14 protein-coding genes and 1 tRNA gene are annotated in these 19421 nt (G+C 71.3%); 10 read left to right on the forward strand and 5 right to left on the reverse strand.

The window, feature by feature from the left end; genetic code table 11:
- Positions 1-26 precede the first annotated feature (26 nt).
- On the forward strand, positions 27-2765 hold the full coding sequence (locus OOK38_RS26185) for a Tat pathway signal sequence domain protein (protein WP_266756579.1): 2739 nt from the start codon (positions 27-29) through the stop codon (positions 2763-2765).
- 7 nt (positions 2766-2772) lie between these two features.
- On the opposite strand, the gene OOK38_RS26190 is transcribed toward OOK38_RS26185, so the two are convergent.
- Positions 2773-5199, reverse strand: coding sequence for an SCO7613 C-terminal domain-containing membrane protein (locus tag OOK38_RS26190; protein ID WP_266756577.1), 2427 nt, complete (start codon positions 5197-5199; stop codon positions 2773-2775).
- A gap of 117 nt (positions 5200-5316) precedes the next feature.
- Here OOK38_RS26190 and OOK38_RS26195 point away from each other — a divergent pair, with 117 nt between their 5' ends.
- Together OOK38_RS26195 and OOK38_RS26200 are read left to right on the forward strand one after the other, a co-directional pair.
- On the forward strand, positions 5317-5763 hold the full coding sequence (locus OOK38_RS26195) for an SRPBCC family protein (protein WP_266756575.1): 447 nt from the start codon (positions 5317-5319) through the stop codon (positions 5761-5763).
- Between the two features lie 39 nt (positions 5764-5802).
- Positions 5803-5874: transfer RNA gene (locus tag OOK38_RS26200), tRNA-Val, on the forward strand.
- A gap of 65 nt (positions 5875-5939) precedes the next feature.
- On the opposite strand, the gene OOK38_RS26205 is transcribed toward OOK38_RS26200, so the two are convergent.
- Positions 5940-6665 carry a 3'-5' exonuclease gene (locus OOK38_RS26205; RefSeq protein ID WP_266756573.1) on the reverse strand — a complete coding sequence of 242 codons (726 nt, stop codon included), beginning with the start codon at positions 6663-6665 and terminating at the stop codon, positions 5940-5942.
- Between the two features lie 170 nt (positions 6666-6835).
- Between OOK38_RS26205 and OOK38_RS26210 the strand changes: the two genes are divergently transcribed.
- The 3 genes from OOK38_RS26210 to thrS all read left to right on the forward strand — a co-directional run bounded on the left by OOK38_RS26210 (position 6836) and on the right by thrS (position 10706).
- Complete coding sequence (locus OOK38_RS26210; RefSeq protein WP_037621207.1) at positions 6836-7402, forward strand: DUF4365 domain-containing protein; 567 nt, start codon at positions 6836-6838, stop codon at positions 7400-7402.
- Positions 7399-8616 (forward strand): hypothetical protein, encoded by a 1218-nt coding sequence (locus OOK38_RS26215; RefSeq protein WP_266756570.1) that lies wholly within the window; start codon positions 7399-7401, stop codon positions 8614-8616. The genes OOK38_RS26210 and OOK38_RS26215 overlap by 4 nt, the downstream gene beginning before the upstream one ends.
- A gap of 113 nt (positions 8617-8729) precedes the next feature.
- Positions 8730-10706 carry a threonine--tRNA ligase gene (gene thrS, locus OOK38_RS26220; RefSeq protein WP_266756568.1) on the forward strand — a complete coding sequence of 659 codons (1977 nt, stop codon included), beginning with the start codon at positions 8730-8732 and terminating at the stop codon, positions 10704-10706.
- 55 nt (positions 10707-10761) lie between these two features.
- Here thrS and OOK38_RS26225 read toward each other — a convergent pair whose 3' ends face one another.
- Complete coding sequence (locus OOK38_RS26225; RefSeq protein ID WP_266756566.1) at positions 10762-11418, reverse strand: potassium channel family protein; 657 nt, start codon at positions 11416-11418, stop codon at positions 10762-10764.
- A gap of 67 nt (positions 11419-11485) precedes the next feature.
- Here OOK38_RS26225 and OOK38_RS26230 point away from each other — a divergent pair, with 67 nt between their 5' ends.
- Entirely contained in the window at positions 11486-12046 is a 561-nt protein-coding gene (locus OOK38_RS26230; protein WP_266756564.1) for an HIT domain-containing protein, read from the forward strand.
- 161 nt (positions 12047-12207) lie between these two features.
- Here the strand turns inward: OOK38_RS26230 and OOK38_RS26235 are convergent, their stop codons facing one another.
- A complete protein-coding gene (locus OOK38_RS26235; protein WP_266756562.1) occupies positions 12208-13875 on the reverse strand; it encodes a hypothetical protein in 1668 nt (555 codons plus the stop codon).
- 158 nt (positions 13876-14033) lie between these two features.
- The gene (locus OOK38_RS26240) at positions 14034-16229 is read right to left on the reverse strand and encodes an elongation factor G-like protein EF-G2 (protein ID WP_266756560.1); all 2196 of its coding nucleotides are present in this window, start codon (positions 16227-16229) and stop codon (positions 14034-14036) included.
- Positions 16230-16469: 240 nt separating this feature from the next.
- On the opposite strand from OOK38_RS26240, the gene pgsA reads away from it, so the two are divergent.
- The 3 genes from pgsA to OOK38_RS26255 are packed head-to-tail and all read left to right on the forward strand — an operon-like array spanning position 16470 to position 19293.
- Complete coding sequence (gene pgsA, locus OOK38_RS26245; protein WP_266765591.1) at positions 16470-17192, forward strand: phosphatidylinositol phosphate synthase; 723 nt, start codon at positions 16470-16472, stop codon at positions 17190-17192.
- Complete coding sequence (locus OOK38_RS26250; RefSeq protein WP_266756558.1) at positions 17189-18136, forward strand: phosphatidylinositol mannoside acyltransferase; 948 nt, start codon at positions 17189-17191, stop codon at positions 18134-18136. Before pgsA ends, OOK38_RS26250 begins: the two co-directional genes overlap by 4 nt.
- Entirely contained in the window at positions 18133-19293 is a 1161-nt protein-coding gene (locus OOK38_RS26255; RefSeq protein ID WP_266756557.1) for a glycosyltransferase family 4 protein, read from the forward strand. The genes OOK38_RS26250 and OOK38_RS26255 overlap by 4 nt, the downstream gene beginning before the upstream one ends.
- Positions 19294-19421: the final 128 nt, after the last annotated feature.

A 19421-nucleotide genomic window follows, 5' to 3' on the forward strand; every position in this document is an offset into this window, starting at 1 on the left:
GACCATCCGTACGGAAAGGAAAGGCCATGTCCCCCATCCCCCGCAGGTCCCTTCTCAAGGCGGCCGCCGTCGCCGGAGCCGCCGCCCAGTTCAGCTGGGCCCTGGGCGGCGCGAACGCGCAGGCCGCTCCCGGAGCCGAGGCCGCGGACGCGGACCCGGTGACCCTGGACTGGCTGGAGGACGGCGGCCTCGGTGCCGCCCCCGGTTCCACCGTCGGCGTTCCCTGGCCGAAGGGCACGTACCAGCGGGACCAGACGTTCGCGCTCACGGACGCCGACGGCAAGGCGGTACCCGGACAGTCCTGGCCGCTCGCCTACTGGCCGGACGGCTCCCTCAAGTGGACAGCGCACGCGGTGAGTTCGGATGCGGGGAAGCTCACGCTGACCGCCGGGGAGCCCACCGCGCCGGAGCGGAAGGTCACCGTCGACGAGAGCGGCGGCACCATCGTCGTCTCCACCGGAGTCATCACGGCGAAGATCGGCAAGAGCGGCTCCACGCTGGTCAAGTCCGTGACACGCGGCACGACCGAGATCGCGAGGAACGGCCGCCTCGTCCTCATCCGCCAGCCGGAGATCGAGGACGAGGACCAGGGCGCCGAGAAGTTCGAGCGCTTCGAGAGCGCGCTCTCCGCGGTCGAGGTCGAACAGGAGGGCCCGGTCCGGGCCGTCGTCCGCATCGACGGCAAGCACCGCAAGGGCGACCGGAGTTGGCTGCCCTTCTCGGTCCGTCTCTACTTCTACGCGGGCGCCGACTCCTTCCGCATGGTGCACACGATCACCTTCGACGGGAAGCAGGAGCCCGGGAAGAGCAGTGGCGACTTCGTCCGCGGGCTCGGCGTCCGCTTCACCGTGCCGATGCGGGACGCCGCCTACGACCGGCACATCCGGATCGGCGGTGACGGCACGGGCCTGCTCCGCGAGGCCGTCAAGGGCGTCACCGGGCTGCGCCGCGACCCCGGAGCCTCCGTCCAGGCCGCCCAGTTCGCGGGGGAGGAGCTCGCGGACCCGTCCACCTGGGACCAACGGGTCACCACCCGGCTCCAGTACATCCCCGAGTGGGGCGACTACACGCTCTCCCAGCTCTCCGCCGACGGCTTCACCCTGCGCAAGCGCACGAAGAAGGGGTACGGCTGGATCGGCGCCGGCGGCGGCAGGCGCGCCTCCGGATTCGGTTACGTCGGCGGGCCGAGCGGCGGATTCTCCTTCGGACTGCGGGACTTCTGGGAGAAGTTCCCCGCCCAGCTCGACATCAGGGACGCCCACACCGACGAGGCCGAGGTCACCCTCTGGCTCTGGTCGCCCGAGGCGCGGCCCATGGACCTGCGCTTCTACCACGACGGCATGGGCCAGGACACGTACGCCGAACAGCTCGAAGGCCTCAACATCACCTACGAGGACTACGAGCCGGGCTTCGGCACCCCCTACGGCATCGCCCGCACCTCGGAACTCCTCTTCTGGGCCAACGAGTCGACCCCCACGCCCGAGACACTCGCCGAACAGGTCGACGCCGTACGCGTGCTGCCGCAGCTCGCCGCCCCGCCCAAGCAGCTGATCAAGGCGAGGGTCTTCGGGCCGGGCCTCTACTCCGAGCCCGACCGGTCCACCCCCGCCAAGGCGAAGATCGAGGACCACCTCGACTTCCTCTTCACCTATTACAAGGACCAGGTGGAGATGCGCCGTTGGTACGGCTTCTGGGACTACGGCGACATCATGCACTCGTACGACCCGGTCCGGCACCAGTGGCGCTACGACGTCGGCGGCTACGCCTGGGACAACTCCGAACTGTCGCCGGACCTCTGGCTGTGGTTCGCGTACCTCCGCAGCGGGCGTGCGGACATCTTCCGCTTCGCCGAGGCGATGACCCGGCACACCGGCGAGGTCGACGTGTACCACCTCGGCCAGTGGGCGGGCCTCGGCACCCGGCACGGGGTCCAGCACTACGCGGACAGCGCCAAGCAGCAGCGCATCGCCAACACCACCTACCGGCGCTACTACTACTTCCTCACCGCCGACGAGCGGGTCGGCGACCTCATGCACGCCAACGTCGACTCCGACGAGACCTTCCTCGTCCTCGACCCGATCCGCAAGATCCGCACCGAGCCCTACACGCCGGACCGGCACGCGCTGTCGATCGGCTTCGGCACGGACTGGAGCGGGCTCGTCTCGGCGTGGCTGACCGAGTGGGAGCGCAAGGGCCCCAAGTGGGAGAAGGCCAAGGCGCGTGTGCTGTCGACGATGGAGACCATTGCCGCGCAGCCCAACGGATTCGTCCAGGGCACCGGCCTGTACGACCTCGACACCGGCCGGTTCGCCGTCGCCGCGGAGCCCGTGGTCGGTGTCTCGCACCTCTCCGCGGTCTTCGGCCTGAACGAACTGTGCGCCGAACTCATCGATCTCGTCGACATGCCCGCCTTCAAGGAGGCGTACCTCGACTACTGCCGCTACTTCAACGCCACCAAGACCGAGCAGGCCGCCCGCTACGGAACCAACTTCGGCACCCTGCTGCTCTTCCAGGGCCACTCACGCCTCGACGCGTACGCCGCCGTGCAGACGGGCGACGCCCAACTCGCCAAGCGCGCCTGGACGAAGTTCTACAGCTCCGACGGCTACACCGAGTCCTCGCCCTGGAAGACGGAGAAGCTGAGCGGCCCGGTCACTCTGGTGCCGGGCAGCGAGGCCAACTGGGTCTACACGAACGACACAGCGCTCTACGGCCTCGCCGCCATCGAGAACCTGGCACTCCTCGGCGACAAGATGCCTTCCTGACCGGTCCCTAGCCCATCCTCCCCAGCACCTCCCGCACTCGCCGTGCGTCACGGATCCGCTGCTCGTACGTGGCACCCAGCGCGAGCAGCACCAGACCGGCGAGTGCGGGAGGCATCCACCGGGGGAGCGCGTCCACCACCTGCACGATGTACGGGGCGAGTTCGTGCAGGGCGTCCAGCGCGAGCACGCTGCCGCCCAGCACCAGCGGAGCCTGCAGGCGGTGCCGGGCACCCAGCAGGGTGACGGCGAGCGCCGCCGCGCCCAGCAGCAGCGGGCGCTGCCAGTACGCGTCGCCCCATGCCGCGAGGAGACTCGGCACGAGCGTCACGGACAGCCCCGGAGCGTACGCCGTCCACGACGACACCGCTGTGTCCCGGCGGCGCCGGAGCGCGCCCACGAGCAGCGCCGGAACGGTCACCGGCAGTGTGTACGCCTCCGGGGAGCCGACACCCCAGGCCGCCAGCCGCACCCAGGCGGCCATCACGAACAGCGCGGTGGCCGCGTAGCCCACAGGGCGCCGGTCCTCCCGTACGGCCGTGCCCGCGGCGATCACCCCGCACAGGGCCAGGACCGTGGCGAGCATGGCCGGATCGGTGACCGTGAGCGCCACGGCGACGAGCCCCGCGACGGCACCGGTGACCTCGACCGACACCCTCGTCGGCACGTCGTCGACGCGCGCAGCCGACAGGGCCGCGACCACGGGCACCACCAGCACGAGCAGCGCGATGTGCTGGGGCTGCCAGCCGAGGGAGGTGCCCGTCGCGCAGGCGAGGGCCGTGGCGTACCCGAGCGAGGCGGGCGCCGCGACCGGGCCGGGGCCGGGCCGCAGGGCGGCGGCCGCGAACAGGGCGGTCAGGGCGGCGAGCACCGTCAGGGTCGCGGGCTCGGAGGCCAGCGCGAGGAACGCGAGGCTGAGGGAGGTGAGGAGCGCGAGCACCAGTGGCGCCGGCTGGGGCTGCGTCCGCCGGGCGTACACGAGCAGGGCCACCGTCGTGAGTCCGTGTGCGGACAGACCGACCAGGTAAGGGAGTTCGAGGGTCGCCGGGAGGACGAACACCGTCGCCCACGTCAGTGTCAGCGCGCAGACCAGGGCCCGGGGACGCCACTCGGCGGCGCGGACGGCCACGATCAGGACCGCGGCGACGAGCGCCAGAACGAGCGGTGCCGTGCCCGCGTCCGGGGGCCAGGGCAGATCGCCGGCCACCGCGTCGCGCGCGGTCGCCGGAGCACCCGACCAGACCGGATGCACCAGGCCGACCGGCCCCAGCAGGGTGATCACGACCACGGGCAGCGCCCACGCCACGGCGAGGGCCTGCACACAGCCGGACGCCAGAGCGACCCCACGGCGTACCGGCTCGGGAAGTCCCGTCCGTACGACGGCCAACAGGGCTATCCCGCACGCCAGATGACCGGGAACCGTCCACTCCCCGGGCAGGGACGTGCGCAGCACGCCGCCGAACGCGACGACGGTGATCAGCCCCCCGGCCGTCGCGGTACCCGTCGCGACGCCCGGCTTCGGGGCGCCCCACGCCGCGGTCAGGGCGATCGACGCGGCAAGGAGGAGGAGCGCCGCCGCACGGGCGGCGGCGCTCGGGCCGGCGGCCGTCCAGGACAGCCAGCCGGCGGCGAAGGTGCCCCAGCCGCCCAGGCCGTACGCCCCGGCGGCGGCGACGACGCGGACGGACTTCGGGGGCATGCGCAGGGCGAGCACCGCGTCGAACGCCGCCGTGACCAGCAGGGCGGCCGTGATGGCGTGGGCACCCGCGGCGGCGGCCACCGCCCACAGGAGCAGCGGGAACTGCGCGGCGACCACGGCGGCGGGCAGGGGCAGCCGCAGCGGTACCCGCACTCCGGTGCCGGCCGCCTGCCGTCCCCTGTCGGTGGCGGCCGTCCGCGCCTCCGTCGTCCGGTGGACGGCGCCCACCGCGAGTCCGTACGCCGCCCATACGGCGGCCAGCACCGCCGACGCCATCGCCGTGTAGCCGAGGCCGTCCGTGCGGGGGAGCGCGACCGCGTACAGCGCGTACGCGTCCAGGACCGTCAGGGCGAGGCCGAGCCCCGCCAGCGACTCGGCGGTCGAGCGCAGCCCGCGTCGCAGCAGGAGCACGGGCGCGCCGAGCGCGGCCAGCGTCACCGTGCCGAGCACCAGCGACCGGCCGGTGATCCCCAGGTGGCCCCATCCGACCAGCGTGAACGCGACGGCGGCGATGGTCAGCAGGATGCCGCCGAGGAGCAGCAGCACGTTCTGCACACCGGGTGCCGTGGCCTCCGGCCGGCGGGTCGCGGGTGCCGGGGGCGGGGTCCATACCGGCGGCCGGAGCGCGTGCATCAGCCAGGCGCGGCGGGTCAGCAACACGGTGCGGCGCGCGTCGAGTTGCCGCAGCTCGGCGTCGAGGAGCCGCAACTCCTCGGCCGGAGACGGGATCTGGGTCATACTCCGGAGTGTGGTGCCGGTCACGTCGCCGGGCATGAGTGCGCGTACTCACGCCGTACTCAGATCGGCGGACGGGTGCCGTCGGTACCTCCGTGCGCCGCTGGGAAGGCTCGTTCCATGGACTGGACCCACTACCGCTTCCACAGCGTCTGGGAGCTGCCCGCGCCTCCCGCGGACGTGTACACGGTCCTGGAGCGGGCCGAGAACTACCCGCGCTGGTGGCCCCAGGTGCGGGAGGTGACCCGCGTGGACGACGACACCGGCGTCATCCGGGTCCGCTCGGTCCTGCCGTACGACATCACCTTCACCGCCGGCGCGGTCCGCCGGGACCCGGTGGCCGGCGTCCTGGAGATCGCGATGTCCGGCGACCTCGACGGCTGGGCACGCTGGACCTTCGACGCGACCGGTCCGGGCACCCGTGCCCGGTACGACCAGGAAGTGCGCGTGACCACGCCGCTGCTGCGGCGGCTCGCCGTGCCGGGACGCCCGTTCTTCCGCGCCAACCACGCCTTGATGATGCGCGCGGGACGGCGCGGGCTGAGGGCCCATCTCGAAGCGGTTTGAACCCCACCCGCCGGGACCTGTATTGTTCAGTCCGTTCCCGGGCGATTAGCTCAGTGGGAGAGCGCTTCGTTCACACCGAAGAGGTCACTGGTTCGAACCCAGTATCGCCCACCCGGAGAAGACCGGTCCGTCACCGACGGACCGGTTTTTTGTTTGTTCGCGGGCATCGCGCCTGATCAGGCCGCCGCCGGCAGATCCGGGCGCAGAGGCCACGCCGGATCCACCGCTTCCGGTGCACCGCTGCGCGCGAACCAGGCCTGCAGCCCGCGCGCCTGTGCCGCGTGCCACACCGCCTGGAGCGTGTGCAGCTCGGACGGCGACAACCGTTCCAGACGCGCCGAGAAACGGCGCCCCACCGCACGGACGAGCTCCAGCGAGGCCAGCGCGTCGGCCGCCGCGTCGTGCGCGCCCTCCAGCGCCACGTCGTAGTGCGCGCACAGATCGGTCAGGGTGCGGCGGCCCTTGCGATAGCGGTCCAGATGTTTGTCGAGGACGCGGGGATCGAGCACGCGCAGCGACGCCGACTCGAACCAGTGGTCGAGGGACGAGGCGCGATGCCTGCGCAACTCCCGGTCCAGCAGCGTCAGATCGAACGGGGCGTTCATCACCACGAGCGGGCGGCCCGCCGCGGCCTGTTCGCCCAGTTCCCGGGCTATCTCCTCCATGACGGGCGACGGCCAGCGGCCGTTGCGCTGCAGATGTTCGTCCGTGAGCCCGTGCACCGCCGTCGCCCCCGCGGGCACCGGCACTCCCGGGTTCACCAGCCATCGGGTCACCCTCGGACGGGCACCCGCGGCGTCCTGGACGACGACGGCGGCCGACACGATCCTGTCGGTCTCGACGTCCACGCCCGTGGTCTCCGTGTCGAACGCGGCCAAAGGGCCCTCGTACCAGCACGTCATACGTACACAACTCCTCGTTCACCCACGGCAGCTGACGCTCCGTCTTCTGCCCGTTTGGTGATACCCGGGCTGTTTGCGCCGTACGCCGGAAGGAGACAACAGAGGTACGGGTCTTTGCAGTTCAGCGACCCGTCGCGGGGATACACCAAGCCTGGAAGGCTGTTGGACTCATGGCACTCGCGCAGCCCGAACGGGGCGGGCTGCTGCCCCAGCGGACGGCACCCCATCGCGGATCGCTCGCCACCACCGCCTGCATGGAGACCTTGCAGGTGGGCTACCTGCACGCCGTCGCGGCGGCCGCGGGCTGTTCGCTGTCCCAGCCGTTTCCGGACAACGGCATCGACTGGCACGTCAGCCACAGCGCCCCCGGGCACACGGTCGACGACGAGGTCACCATCAAGGTGCAGCTCAAGTGCACGTACCAGATACCGCCCAATCCTCCGGGGCCCGCCTTCTCCTTCACGCTCGACAACGAGCACCTGGCGAAGCTGGCGCGCACCCCGGTCTCGGTGCACAAGATCCTCGTCGTGATGCTCGTGCCCAGATCCCAGGACGACTGGCTGCGCGCCAGCCACGACCGGCTCGACCTGCGGCACTGCTGCTACTGGATCAACCTCGCCGGGCACGCCATCACGGGCCGTCGCCGGACCACCGTCCGCATCCCGACGGCCCGGATCTTCGACGACCGGGCCCTCTGCGAGATCATGACGAGGGTCGGGACGGGAGGCAGACCATGACACACCGCCCGATCGACGAGGTGCTCCGGCCGGTCAGGCCGCACCCCGCCGAAGCCTTCTGGAACGATCCGCCGACCCCCGACCAGGTCGACCCCGCCGTCCTCGGAGCGCTGCTCCGTCGGCACGGCTGGCAGCGCCGCGGGGGAGCGGCCGGACGGTACGGCCGATGGACCCCACCCGGGCCCGGGGGCGGCGGCACCAGCCTGCTGGTGCCGGAGAACCGGGCCTTCCCCGACAGCGACGACCTCCTCGGCGAGGCCCTCGTCGCGCTCGCCCGCAGCGCCTCCCCGTCCGCCCGTGACGTGCTCGTCGCCCTCGCCGTGCCCAGCGACGAGATCCGCTGGTGGCGGGATGTGCCGACCGGTCCCGCGGGCGCCGCGCCCTGGACCGTCGAGGAGCAGCTGCGCGGCGCCGCCCGCCAGATGCTGCTCGCGGGCGCCCTCGCCACGCGCGCGCGTGCCGGCTACTACGGCGCCCGCCACCGCAGGTCCGCCGCGGCCTCCCTGGAGAACGTCCTGGTCGGCGCCGAACCGAGCGGCCGCCGCCTCACCGCCTTCGTGCCCGTGGCCACCGGCCGGCCGCTCGCCGTACGCCTGCACGAGGCACTGTGCGCCGCCCGCGAGGCCATCGACTACCAGCGGGCCACCGGTGGCATGGAGGCCTTCGACGCGGCCGTCGAGGCGGGCGTCAGCCATGAGCTGATGGAAGCCCTGGTGGCCCTCGTCCGCGGCACCGAGGGCGCCCGGATCGCTGTCGAGTGGTCGCCCGCCGCGGGCGTCCCCGAGGGCGGCGCGAACCCCGCGGAACCCGTCGAGTTCTCGCCCGGTGACCTGCCCGTGCTGCGCGAGGCCGGGGCCCGCTATCTGCGCGAGGAGCCGTCCGTGCCCGTGCGCGTCACCGGCGCCGTGGTCCGGATGCGCAGGTCGGGCCCGCGCGGGGCGGGCACCGTACGGCTGCGGGTCATCGCGGGCGCCGAGGTCCCGCACGTCCGGATGACCCTCGACGAGGAGGCGTACCGGATAGCGGGCCAGGCCCATCTGGTCGGACTGCCGGTGCGGGTGCACGGGCGGCTGGAGAGCCGCGGCGGCTTCCGCAGGCTCACGGACGCCTCCGGCGTCGTCCCCGTGCAGGTCGACGAGGCCGAGCGGGACCGGCTGATGAAGTCGCTCCAGGAGAATCTGGACTTCTTCGAGGAGGCGTGCAGCGAGGACTGAGGGGGCGCTGTCCACAACCGTTTCGCGGAGGACACCCCGGGCTCGGTAGGATTCGGGGCATTGCCATGCCATGCCGTATGTGGTGTGGAGTTCCCTTCAGTCAGGAGAGTCCGGTGTCAGACGTCCGTGTGATCATCCAACGCGATTCCGAGCGGGAAGAGCGCGTGGTGACGACGGGCACTACGGCCGCCGACCTCTTCACCGGCGAGCGCACCATCGTCGCGGCCCGCGTGGCCGGCGAGCTGAGGGACCTCGCGTACGAGGTGCAGGACGGCGAGGAGGTCGAGCCGGTCGAGATCTCCTCCGAGGACGGCCTGAACATCCTGCGCCACTCCACCGCCCACGTCATGGCCCAGGCCGTGCAGGAGCTCTTCCCCGACGCCAAGCTGGGCATCGGCCCGCCGGTCAAGGACGGCTTCTACTACGACTTCGACGTCGAGAAGCCCTTCACGCCCGAGGACCTCAAGGCCGTCGAGAAGAAGATGCAGGAGATCCAGAAGCGCGGGCAGCGCTTCTCCCGCCGCGTCGTCACCGACGCGGACGCCCGCGAGGAGCTCGCGGCCGAGCCGTACAAGCTGGAGCTCATCGGCATCAAGGGCTCCGCCTCCTCGGACGACGGCGCGGACGTCGAGGTGGGCGGCGGCGAGCTGACCATCTACGACAACCTCGACGCCAAGACCGGCGACCTGTGCTGGAAGGACCTCTGCCGCGGTCCCCACCTGCCCACCACCCGCAACATCCCGGCGTTCAAGCTGATGCGCAACGCCGCCGCGTACTGGCGCGGCAGCGAGAAGAACCCCATGCTCCAGCGCATCTACGGCACCGCCTGGCCCTCCAAGGAGGAGCTCAAGGCGCACCTCGACTTCCTCGCCGAGGCCGAGAAGCGCGACCACCGCAAGCTGGGCAACGAGCTGGACCTGTTCTCCATCCCGGACCAGATCGGCTCCGGCCTCGCCGTCTTCCACCCCAAGGGCGGCATCATCCGCCGGGTCATGGAGGACTACTCGCGCCGCCGGCACGAGGAGGAGGGCTACGAGTTCGTCTACACCCCCCACGCCACCAAGGGGAAGCTCTTCGAGACCTCGGGCCACCTGGACTGGTACGCCGACGGCATGTACCCGCCCATGCAGCTCGACGAGGGCGTGGACTACTACCTCAAGCCCATGAACTGCCCGATGCACAACCTGATCTTCGACGCGCGCGGCCGCTCGTACCGCGAACTGCCGCTGCGCCTCTTCGAGTTCGGCACCGTGTACCGGTACGAGAAGTCGGGCGTCGTGCACGGCCTGACCCGCGCCCGGGGCTTCACGCAGGACGACGCGCACATCTACTGCACCAAGGAGCAGATGGCGGACGAGCTCGACAAGACGCTCACCTTCGTCCTGAACCTGCTGCGCGACTACGGCCTCACCGACTTCTACCTGGAGCTGTCCACCAAGGACCCCGAGAAGTTCGTCGGCTCGGACGAGATCTGGGAAGAGGCCACCGAGACGCTGCGCCAGGTCGCCGAGAAGCAGGGCCTCCCGCTGGTCCCGGACCCGGGCGGCGCCGCCTTCTACGGCCCGAAGATCTCCGTGCAGACCAAGGACGCCATCGGCCGCACCTGGCAGATGTCGACCGTGCAGCTCGACTTCAACCTGCCCGAGCGCTTCGACCTGGAGTACACCGGCCCCGACGGCTCCAAGCAGCGCCCGGTCATGATCCACCGCGCGCTCTTCGGCTCCATCGAGCGGTTCTTCGCCGTGCTCCTCGAGCACTACGCGGGCGCGTTCCCGGCATGGCTGGCGCCCGTCCAGGCGATCGGCATCCCGATCGGCGACGCGCACGTGGAGTACCTCCAGAAGTTCGCCGCCGAGGCCAGGAAGAAGGGTCTGCGGGTCGAGGTCGACGCGTCCTCGGACCGGATGCAGAAGAAGATCCGCAACGCGCAGAAGCAGAAGGTGCCCTTCATGGTCATCGCGGGCGACGAGGACATGGCGGCCGGCGCCGTCTCCTTCCGCTACCGCGACGGCTCCCAGGAGAACGGCATCCCGCTCGACGAGGCCATCGCCAAGATCGCGAAGGTCGTCGAGGAGCGCGCGCAGGTCTGATCCGCAGGGGTCCGTACCCCCGCGTTCCGTACGCGGTCAGAAGCCCCCGGGAAGCTCAGCTCCCCGGGGGCTTCTCGTCGCCCTCGCGCGCGAACACCTGCAACAGCCACGAGGAGAACGAGCCCGTCACCGCGCCGAGCAGCGCCAGACCGCACACCATCATGGCGACCGCGATCGTGCGACCCTTCGGCGTCACCGGCGCCACGTCCCCGTACCCCACCGTCGAGAGCGTGGAGGCGGCCCACCACACCGAGTCACCGAAGGTGACGATCGTCGCGTGCGGTGCCTGGTACTCGGCCTGGTAGACGGCGAGGGCACCCGCGAAACCGAGCAGCAGTACCGCGATGCTCGCGTAGAACATCACCCGCGCGTACAGCGGGAGGCGAGGCTCTCCGCGGCGCCGCAGCACGGCGTCGTAGAGCTTGACCATGCGCAGTGGCCGCAGCAGCGGCAGGACGAGCACCACGGTGTCCAGCCCGTGGCTCGGGACGAACCGGAGGCCCTGGCCGCTCAGCCGCCACAGCACCAGGTAGTCGACGAGGAACGCCGCCCAGGTGAGCATGATCACCGCGAGGCAGGCGTCCCGCCCCGCCTGGGGCAGACCGTGCGCCAGCACGAGGACCGCGTAGGCGGAGAGGAACAGCAGTGACGCGACCGCCAGTGGTACCTCGGTGCGCTGCTCCCAGCGGGTCATCGGGCTGTCGTCGTCCATGGCCCCAGCTTCGCCGCATGCCCCTTTGTGTGACACCCGCCGACACGCCGCGAACGGGCGAAGCAATATGCTGCAACACATGACGAGTGAGCCGGAGCAGCAGATCGGAGTGGGAACGCAGGACGCGTTCCAGCGCCTTTGGACGCCCCACCGGATGGCTTACATCCAGGGCGAGAACAAGCCCACCGGCCCGGGGGCCGACGACGGTTGTCCCTTCTGCTCGATTCCGGCCAAGTCCGATGAGGACGGGCTGATCGTCAGGCGCGGGGAGCAGGTCTACGCGGTGCTCAACCTCTACCCGTACAACGGTGGGCACCTGATGGTCGTGCCCTACCGTCACGTCGCCGACTACACGGACCTCACCGCCCCGGAGACGGCCGAACTCGGTGAGCTGACCAAGCAGGCCATGACCGCCCTGCGCACCGCCTCCGGCGCCCATGGATTCAACATCGGCATGAACCAGGGCACCGTCGCGGGCGCGGGCATCGCCGCCCATCTGCACCAGCACATCGTCCCCCGCTGGGGCGGCGACACCAACTTCATGCCGGTCGTCGGCCACACCAAGGTCCTGCCGCAACTCCTCGCGGACACCCGCAAGATGCTGGCGGAGGCCTGGCCCACCGCGTAGTCCGGCACGGGGCGCCTTCTCCGGGCGCCCCGTCCCTCGCGGGCCGACGGAGTGCGGTCGGTCCTCGGCCCCACCGCCTCCGGTGTCACGCGTCCACATGTCGTACCGGCGCCGGCTTTACGCGTCATACAGGCCGGCCTTACGCGTCGTCCAGGCCGGCTCTACGCGTCGTACAGGTCCGCCTTGCGCGGCGAGACGTCCTGCACCGCCGTGCTGAGGAAGGCCGAGCGGTTGCCGAACTTCTCCGTGTCGACGCCGTTCTCCTCGAGGACCTTGATCGCCGCCGAGTGCACCACGCGCAGCACGGGCGTCGCGGCCCGCAGCGCGTCGTCCGCCATGAAACGGTGCCGCCACGGCTGATCGGCCCAGGCGTGCCGCAGTCCGAAGGGCTCGGGCAGCTCCAGACTCCCGCCGAGCCAGTTCAGAAGCGGCGGATACCAGGTCAAGGGCGCCCGCGCCGTGAGCCGCACGACCTCGTCCGCGGTGACCAGCGGCAGGCTCACCTTGCGGGTCTCCCAGAACTTGACGGCCTTCGCGACCTCCTTGGTCGGGGCCTCCGGCTTGGTGGTGAACAGCGAGTTCACCGGTCCCAGCGCATGTCCGGTCACCTCGATGCGCAGCGTCTGGTGCAGCACGGTCACCGTGATCATCATGGTGATGATCAACTGGCCGTCCCACAGCGTCCACTGGACCCCGAGATAGTGCCGGTCGCCGCTGCCGAACTGCTGCTTGTTGCAGATGTCCTGCACGGCGTGCGTCTTGATCGTGTAGGCGTCCACATCCGTGCCGCCCGGCCGGGCCACCGCCTTCGCGTTCTCGCCGATCGGTGTGACGATCCAGTGCTTGATCGAAGGAGCGGGAAAACCACCGGTGTTGAGCGGACCGCGCTCCAGCATGCGCAACTGGTCGTGGATGTTGCGGATCACGTCCCAGCTGCGGAACGGGTGGATCTCCTTGCCCGCGTCCCGTGCCACCAGGTCCTCGGCGAGCTGCCAGCTGCCCCAGCGGGTGCCCATGCCGAGTATGCCCTTGGGGCCCGCGTAGAAGACCGAGTTGGACTGCTGCTCCGCGGTGAGCCGGGCGAGCGCCTGGCGCAGCCGCTCCGCCGCCGTCTCCCCGGGGCTGCCGGGGACCGCCTCGGGGATCTTGGCGCCGATGCCGCCGCCCGACAGCAGGCTGTCCCAGCGCGCCCGCAGATCCTTGGCCGTGCGCTCGCAGATCTGCTTCGCCCACAGCCAGCCGACGACCGGGAGGATCACCGCGGCGCGCGCGTACCAGGCCCAGAAGCCAGTGAACGGCATGCGGAGGAGGAAGAGGACGGCCAGGGCGCCGACGGCGACGAGGAGGGTGGTGCCGAGCGCGGAGGCACGCTTGTCCTCGCGCTTGGCGATCTGCGTACGGATCTGGAAGACCAGCAGCCACACCAGCAGTCCGGGCAGGAACAGCAGCCCGCAGAGCACCATGACGGCCGACAGCCAGTTGTCGCGGTCCCGGCGGATGTTGGTGGACGCGAGGCAGTGCTCCACGACGACCTGCGGCTCGGTGCCGAAGGACTGGATCAGCGGTTTGCGGCCCGTGCCCAGCATGCGGGCCGCGACGGCCCCCGCGAAGGCCTCGCCGAGATTCGGCGCGAACAGCTTGATCCGGCCGGCCTTGACCGTGGACTTGTGCCATTCGTTGTCGGCCTTGAGGATCTCCTCCACCGGATTGTCGCGGTAGGCCGCCGAGGCCAGGGCGAAGCTCGCCGCCGTCTGCCCCGCGGAGCCCGTGAGCGGCACTTGCGCCCCGGGAGTGAAATCGAAACCGTCGAACGCCACTTCCGCCCCCATCGCCGCCGCACCCGCTCCTGCGGCTTTCCCGACTTCGGTGTCCCGCACACCTGTTGATCAGGTCATCGTCTTGATCAGGTTCTCAGGGTAACGGCCGCGACCGAGATCCGTCGGCGGACGGCGGAAGCCGTCCGCCGACGGGCGAACCTCCCCAACCCTCAGGTACCCGGCGCCTGTTCGCGCAGCCGTTCGGCGATCTGCTGCGGCATGGGCTCGTGCCGCGCGTAACACCGGTCGAACCGCGCGGTGCCGTGCGAGATGGACCGCAGATCCACCGCGTACCGCCCGATCTCGATCTCCGGCACCTCGGCCCGTACGAGCGTGCGCCCGCCGCCCGCCTGCTCGGTGCCGACGACCCGGCCGCGGCGCCCCGACAGGTCGCTCATCACCGCCCCCACGTAGTCGTCGCCGACCATGACGCTCACCTCGGCCACCGGCTCCAGGAGATGGATCTTGGTGTCGCGGGCCGCTTCGCGCAGCGCGAGCGCGCCCGCCGTCTGGAAGGCGGCGTCGGAGGAGTCCACCGAGTGCGCCTTGCCGTCGGTCAGCGTGACCCGTACGTCGATGAGCGGATAGCCCGCGACCACGCCCTTGGCGGCCTGGGCGCGCACGCCCTTCTCGACGGACGGGATGAACTGCCGCGGCACGGCGCCGCCGACCACCTTGTCCACGAACTCGATGCCCGAGCCGCCGGGCAGCGGTTCGACCTCGATCTCGCAGATCGCGAACTGGCCGTGCCCGCCGGACTGTTTCACATGGCGTCCGCGCCCGGCCGACGAGCCGGCGAACGTCTCCCGCAGGGAGACCTTGTGCGGGACGACGTCGACCTGCACGCCGTACCGGTTGCGCAGCCGTTCCAGGGCGACGTCGGCGTGCGCCTCGCCCAGGCACCACAGGACGACCTGGTGGGTGTTCGGATTCTGTTCCAGTCGCATCGTGGGGTCCTCGGCGACCAGCCGCCCGAGCCCCTGGGAGAGCTTGTCCTCGTCCGCCTTGCTGTGGGCCTCGATGGCGAGCGGGAGGAGCGGGTCGGGCATCCGCCACGGCTCCATGAGCAGCGGGTCGTCCTTGGCCGAGAGCGTGTCGCCCGTCTCGGCGCGGTTCAGCTTCGCCACACAGGCGAGGTCGCCCGCGATGCAGTGGGTGAGGGCGCGCTGCTGCTTGCCGAACGGCGCGGTGAGGGCGCCGATCCGCTCGTCGACGTCGTGGTCCTCGTGTCCGCGGTCGGTCAGCCCGTGCCCGGAGACGTGCACCGTCGCGTCGGGGCGCAGGGTTCCGGAGAAGACCCGGACCAGGGAGACCCGTCCCACGTACGGGTCGGACGCGGTCTTCACGACCTCGGCGACCAGCGGCCCGTCCGGGTCGCAGGCCTTCACCTCGCGCGCGGCGCCGTCCGGCGTGGTCACCGCCGGCGCCGGGCGTTCCAGCGGGGTGGGGAAACCGCCCGTGACCAGTTCGAGGAGCTCGACCGTGCCGAGCCCCTGACGGGCGCCCTCGGCGGCCGGAGCCGCGGCCAGCACCGGGAAGAAACTCCCGCGTGCCACGGCCCGTTCCAGGTCCTGCACGAGCGTCTTGAGGTCGATCTCCTCGCCGCCGAGATAGCGGTCCATGAGCGTCTCGTCCTCGCTCTCGGCGATGATCCCCTCGATCAGCCGGTTGCGGGCCTCGTCGATGAGCGGTTGCTGGTCGGGCCCCGGCTCCGCCTCCTTGCGCTCCCCCGAGGAGTAGTCGAACAGCCGCTGGGTGAGCAGTCCGATCAGGCCGGTCACGGGCGCGTGCCCGTCCGGCGCCTCGGCGCCGTGCAGCGGCAGATACAGGGGCAGTACGGCGTCGGGGTCGTCCCCGCCGAACGCCTCCGCGCAGATCCGGGTCATCTCCTCGAAGTCCGCCCGGGCCGATTCGAGGTGGGTGACCACGATGGCCCGCGGCATGCCGACGGCCGCGCACTCCTCCCACACCATCCGGGTCGAGCCGTCCACGCCGTCCGACGCCGAGACGACGAAAAGGGCCGCGTCCGCCGCTCGCAGACCGGCCCTCAACTCCCCGACGAAGTCGGCGTACCCGGGAGTGTCCAGAATATTGATCTTGTATCCGTCCCAGTCGACGGGTACCAGGGAGAGCTGCACCGAGCGTTGCTGCCGGTGCTCGATCTCGTCGTAGTCGGAGACGGTGCCGCCGTCCTCCACGCGGCCCGCCCGGTTCACCGCTCCCGCCGTCAGCGCGAGAGCCTCCACCAATGTCGTCTTGCCCGATCCGCTGTGGCCGACCAGCACCACATTCCGTACGGACGCGGGGTGGTCGGCCGCCGTAGCCCTGCCGGCGGCTCCGGGGTGTGCGTTCGCCTTGTCGCCCATGGCCTTGCCTCCCGTGCACGGTGAGGTCACTGTGGGCGCGGGACATGCCGAAGCCTCCCCCGACACGGGGGCACCCCCAGCGGTGGCGGCTCCGGTGACGCCCCGCGGTGTCTTCGAGCTTTGCACTCGCGTCACGGTGCGTCCATACAGGGGACGCGATCCCGCCGTGACACCGATGGCATCCCGTCGTGACACGGGGTGCGGGTGCCCGACCATCGCACAAGCGCACGCGTGACTACGATGGGCCAGCCGACGGCCAGCAGGGGCCGCCCGGCGACACCGACCCTCGGGAAGGCCATGCTGAACAAGTACGCGCGTGCATTCTTCACGCGTGTCCTCACACCGTTCGCCGCGTTTCTCATCCGCCGGGGGGTAAGCCCCGACACGGTCACCCTCCTGGGCACGGCCGGAGTGATGGCGGGCGCGCTGGTCTTCTACCCCCGGGGAGAGTTCTTCTGGGGCACGATCGTCATCACGCTCTTCGTGTTCTCCGACCTGGTCGACGGGAACATGGCGCGCCAGCTCGGCCGCACCAGCCGCTGGGGCGCCTTCCTGGACTCCACGCTCGACCGGGTCGCCGACGGAGCGATCTTCGGCGGCTTCGCGCTCTGGTACGCGGGCAACGGCGACGACAACGTCCTGTGCGCCGTCTCGATCTTCTGTCTGGCCAGTGGCCAGGTGGTGTCGTACACCAAGGCACGCGGTGAGTCGATCGGCCTGCCGGTCGCCGTCAACGGTCTCGTCGAGCGCGCCGAGCGACTGGTGATCTCGCTGGTCGCGGCCGGTCTGGCGGGCCTGCACGCGTTCGGCGTGCCCGGCATCCAGGTGCTGCTGCCCATCGCGCTGTGGATCGTCGCCGTCGGCAGCCTCGTCACGCTGATCCAGCGGGTCGTCACCGTCCGCCGGGAGTCCGCCGAGGCGGACGCCGCGGACGCCGCGCAGAACAGCGAGGCCACGTCGTGACCAGCCTCCAGGACAGGCTGGTGGACGGTGCCTACGCCCTGGGCTGGAGCACCGTCAAGAAGCTCCCCGAGCCGGTCGCCGTGCGCCTCGGCCGCACCATCGCCGACCTCACCTGGAAGAAGCGCGGCAAGGGCGTACAGCGTCTGGAGAGCAACTACGCGCGCGTGGTGCCGGACGCGACGCCGCAGCGGCTGGCCGAGCTCTCCAAGGCCGGCATGCGCTCGTACCTGCGCTACTGGATGGAGTCGTTCCGCCTTCCCGCGTGGAGCCAGGAGCGGGTGGCCAACGGGCTCGAGATCAAGGACGTGCACCGCCTCACCGACGGGATCGCATCCGACCGGGGCGTCATCCTGGCCCTTCCGCACATGGCGAACTGGGACCTCGCGGGCGCCTGGGTCACCACCGGGCTGAAGACGCCGTTCACGACCGTCGCCGAGCGCCTCAAGCCCGAGTCGCTGTACGACCGTTTCGTCGCCTATCGCGAGGGCCTCGGCATGGAGGTCCTGCCGCACAGCGGCGGTACCGCGTTCGGCACGCTGGCCCGGCGCCTGCGCGACGGCGGACTGGTCTGCCTGGTCGCCGAACGTGACCTGTCCGCCTCGGGCGTCGAGGTGGAGTTCTTCGGCGAGGCGACCCGGATGCCCGCGGGACCGGCCCTGCTCGCCCAGCAGACCGGCGCCATCCTCCTGCCCGTGACGCTCTGGTACGACGATTCGCCCGTGATGCGGGGCCAGGTGCATCCGCCCGTCGAGGTCCCCGAGTCAGGTACCCGGGCCGAGAAGACGTCTGCCATGACACAGGCGCTGGCCGACGCCTTCGCCACGGGCATCGCCGACCACCCGGAGGACTGGCACATGTTGCAGCGTTTGTGGCTCAAGGACCTCGACCCCGGGAAGACTCCCCAGGAGTCCACCGCGCAGGATCCCGAGAAGAGGACCCCGTGAGGATCGGCATCGTCTGCCCGTACTCCTGGGACGTTCCGGGCGGCGTCCAGTTCCACATCCGCGACCTGGCCCAGCACCTCATCGGCCTGGGGCACGAGGTCTCCGTCCTCGCTCCCGCGGACGACGACACCCCCCTGCCGCCGTACGTCGTCTCGGCGGGCCGCGCGGTCCCGGTGCCGTACAACGGCTCGGTGGCGCGGCTGAACTTCGGCTTCCTGTCGGCGGCCCGGGTGCGGCGCTGGCTGCACGACGGCACCTTCGACGTGGTGCACATCCACGAGCCGTCCTCGCCGTCGCTCGGCCTGCTGACGTGCTGGGCCGCGCAGGGTCCGATCGTCGCGACCTTCCACACCTCGAACCCGCGCTCCCGGGCGATGGTCGCCGCGTACTCGATCCTCCAGGCCGCCCTGGAGAAGATCAGCGCGCGGATCGCCGTGAGCGAGTACGCGCGGCGCACCCTCGTCGAGCACCTCGGCGGCGACGCCGTCGTCATCCCGAACGGCGTCGACGTCGAGTTCTTCGCGCGCGCCAAGCCCCGGCCCGAATGGCAGGGCGACACCATCGGGTTCATCGGCCGCATCGACGAGCCCCGCAAGGGCCTGCCGGTGCTCATGAGGGCGCTGCCGAAGATCCTCGCCGAGCGCCCGCAGACGCGGCTGCTGGTCGCCGGACGCGGCGACGAGAAGGAGGCCGTGGAGTCGCTGCCCGCCGAGATGCGCTCGCGCGTGGAGTTCCTCGGCATGATCAGCGACGAGGACAAGGCCCGTTTCCTGCGCAGCGTCGACCTCTACGTCGCGCCCAACACGGGCGGCGAGAGCTTCGGGATCATCCTGGTCGAGGCGATGTCCGCCGGAGCGCCCGTGCTCGCCGCGGACCTCGACGCGTTCGCCCAGGTCCTCGACCAGGGTGCGGCCGGTGAGCTGTTCGCCAACGAGGACGCGGACGCCCTGGCCACGGCCGCGGTGCGGCTGCTCGGCGACCCGGAGCGCCGGGCCGAACTGCGCGAGCGGGGGAGCGCCCACGTACGGCGCTTCGACTGGTCGACGGTCGGCGCGGACATCCTGTCCGTGTACGAGACGGTCACGGACGGCGCGGCCGCGGTCGCCACGGACGAACGCACGGGCCTGCGGGCCCGCTTCGGCCTGGCCCGGGACTGACACCCCGCACGCAGGTCGAGGCGGGATGGACCGCCCCCGGCCACCGTGGCCCTCCCCTGCGGGAGCGGGCCGCGGTGGCGGCCCTGTGGGCAGGGCTCACGTCGTGGTGCGGGCCCCGGCGGGCCGGT

The organism is Streptomyces sp. NBC_00568 (assembly GCF_026341855.1).
Classification (GTDB): Bacteria; Actinomycetota; Actinomycetes; order Streptomycetales; family Streptomycetaceae; genus Streptomyces.

Bases quoted from the DNA above. Each gene is read 5' to 3' on its own strand.
- OOK38_RS26185 (WP_266756579.1), top strand. From the start codon at position 27: ATGTCCCCCATCCCCCGCAGGTCCCTTCTCAAGGCGGCCGCCGTCGCC.
- OOK38_RS26190 (WP_266756577.1), bottom strand. From the start codon at position 5,199: ATGACCCAGATCCCGTCTCCGGCCGAGGAGTTGCGGCTCCTCGACGCC.
- OOK38_RS26195 (WP_266756575.1), top strand. From the start codon at position 5,317: ATGGACTGGACCCACTACCGCTTCCACAGCGTCTGGGAGCTGCCCGCG.
- OOK38_RS26205 (WP_266756573.1), bottom strand. From the start codon at position 6,665: ATGACGTGCTGGTACGAGGGCCCTTTGGCCGCGTTCGACACGGAGACC.
- OOK38_RS26210 (WP_037621207.1), top strand. From the start codon at position 6,836: ATGGCACTCGCGCAGCCCGAACGGGGCGGGCTGCTGCCCCAGCGGACG.
- OOK38_RS26215 (WP_266756570.1), top strand. From the start codon at position 7,399: ATGACACACCGCCCGATCGACGAGGTGCTCCGGCCGGTCAGGCCGCAC.
- OOK38_RS26225 (WP_266756566.1), bottom strand. From the start codon at position 11,418: ATGGACGACGACAGCCCGATGACCCGCTGGGAGCAGCGCACCGAGGTA.
- OOK38_RS26230 (WP_266756564.1), top strand. From the start codon at position 11,486: ATGCTGCAACACATGACGAGTGAGCCGGAGCAGCAGATCGGAGTGGGA.
- OOK38_RS26235 (WP_266756562.1), bottom strand. From the start codon at position 13,875: ATGGGGGCGGAAGTGGCGTTCGACGGTTTCGATTTCACTCCCGGGGCG.
- OOK38_RS26240 (WP_266756560.1), bottom strand. From the start codon at position 16,229: ATGGGCGACAAGGCGAACGCACACCCCGGAGCCGCCGGCAGGGCTACG.
- pgsA (WP_266765591.1), top strand. From the start codon at position 16,470: ATGGGCCAGCCGACGGCCAGCAGGGGCCGCCCGGCGACACCGACCCTC.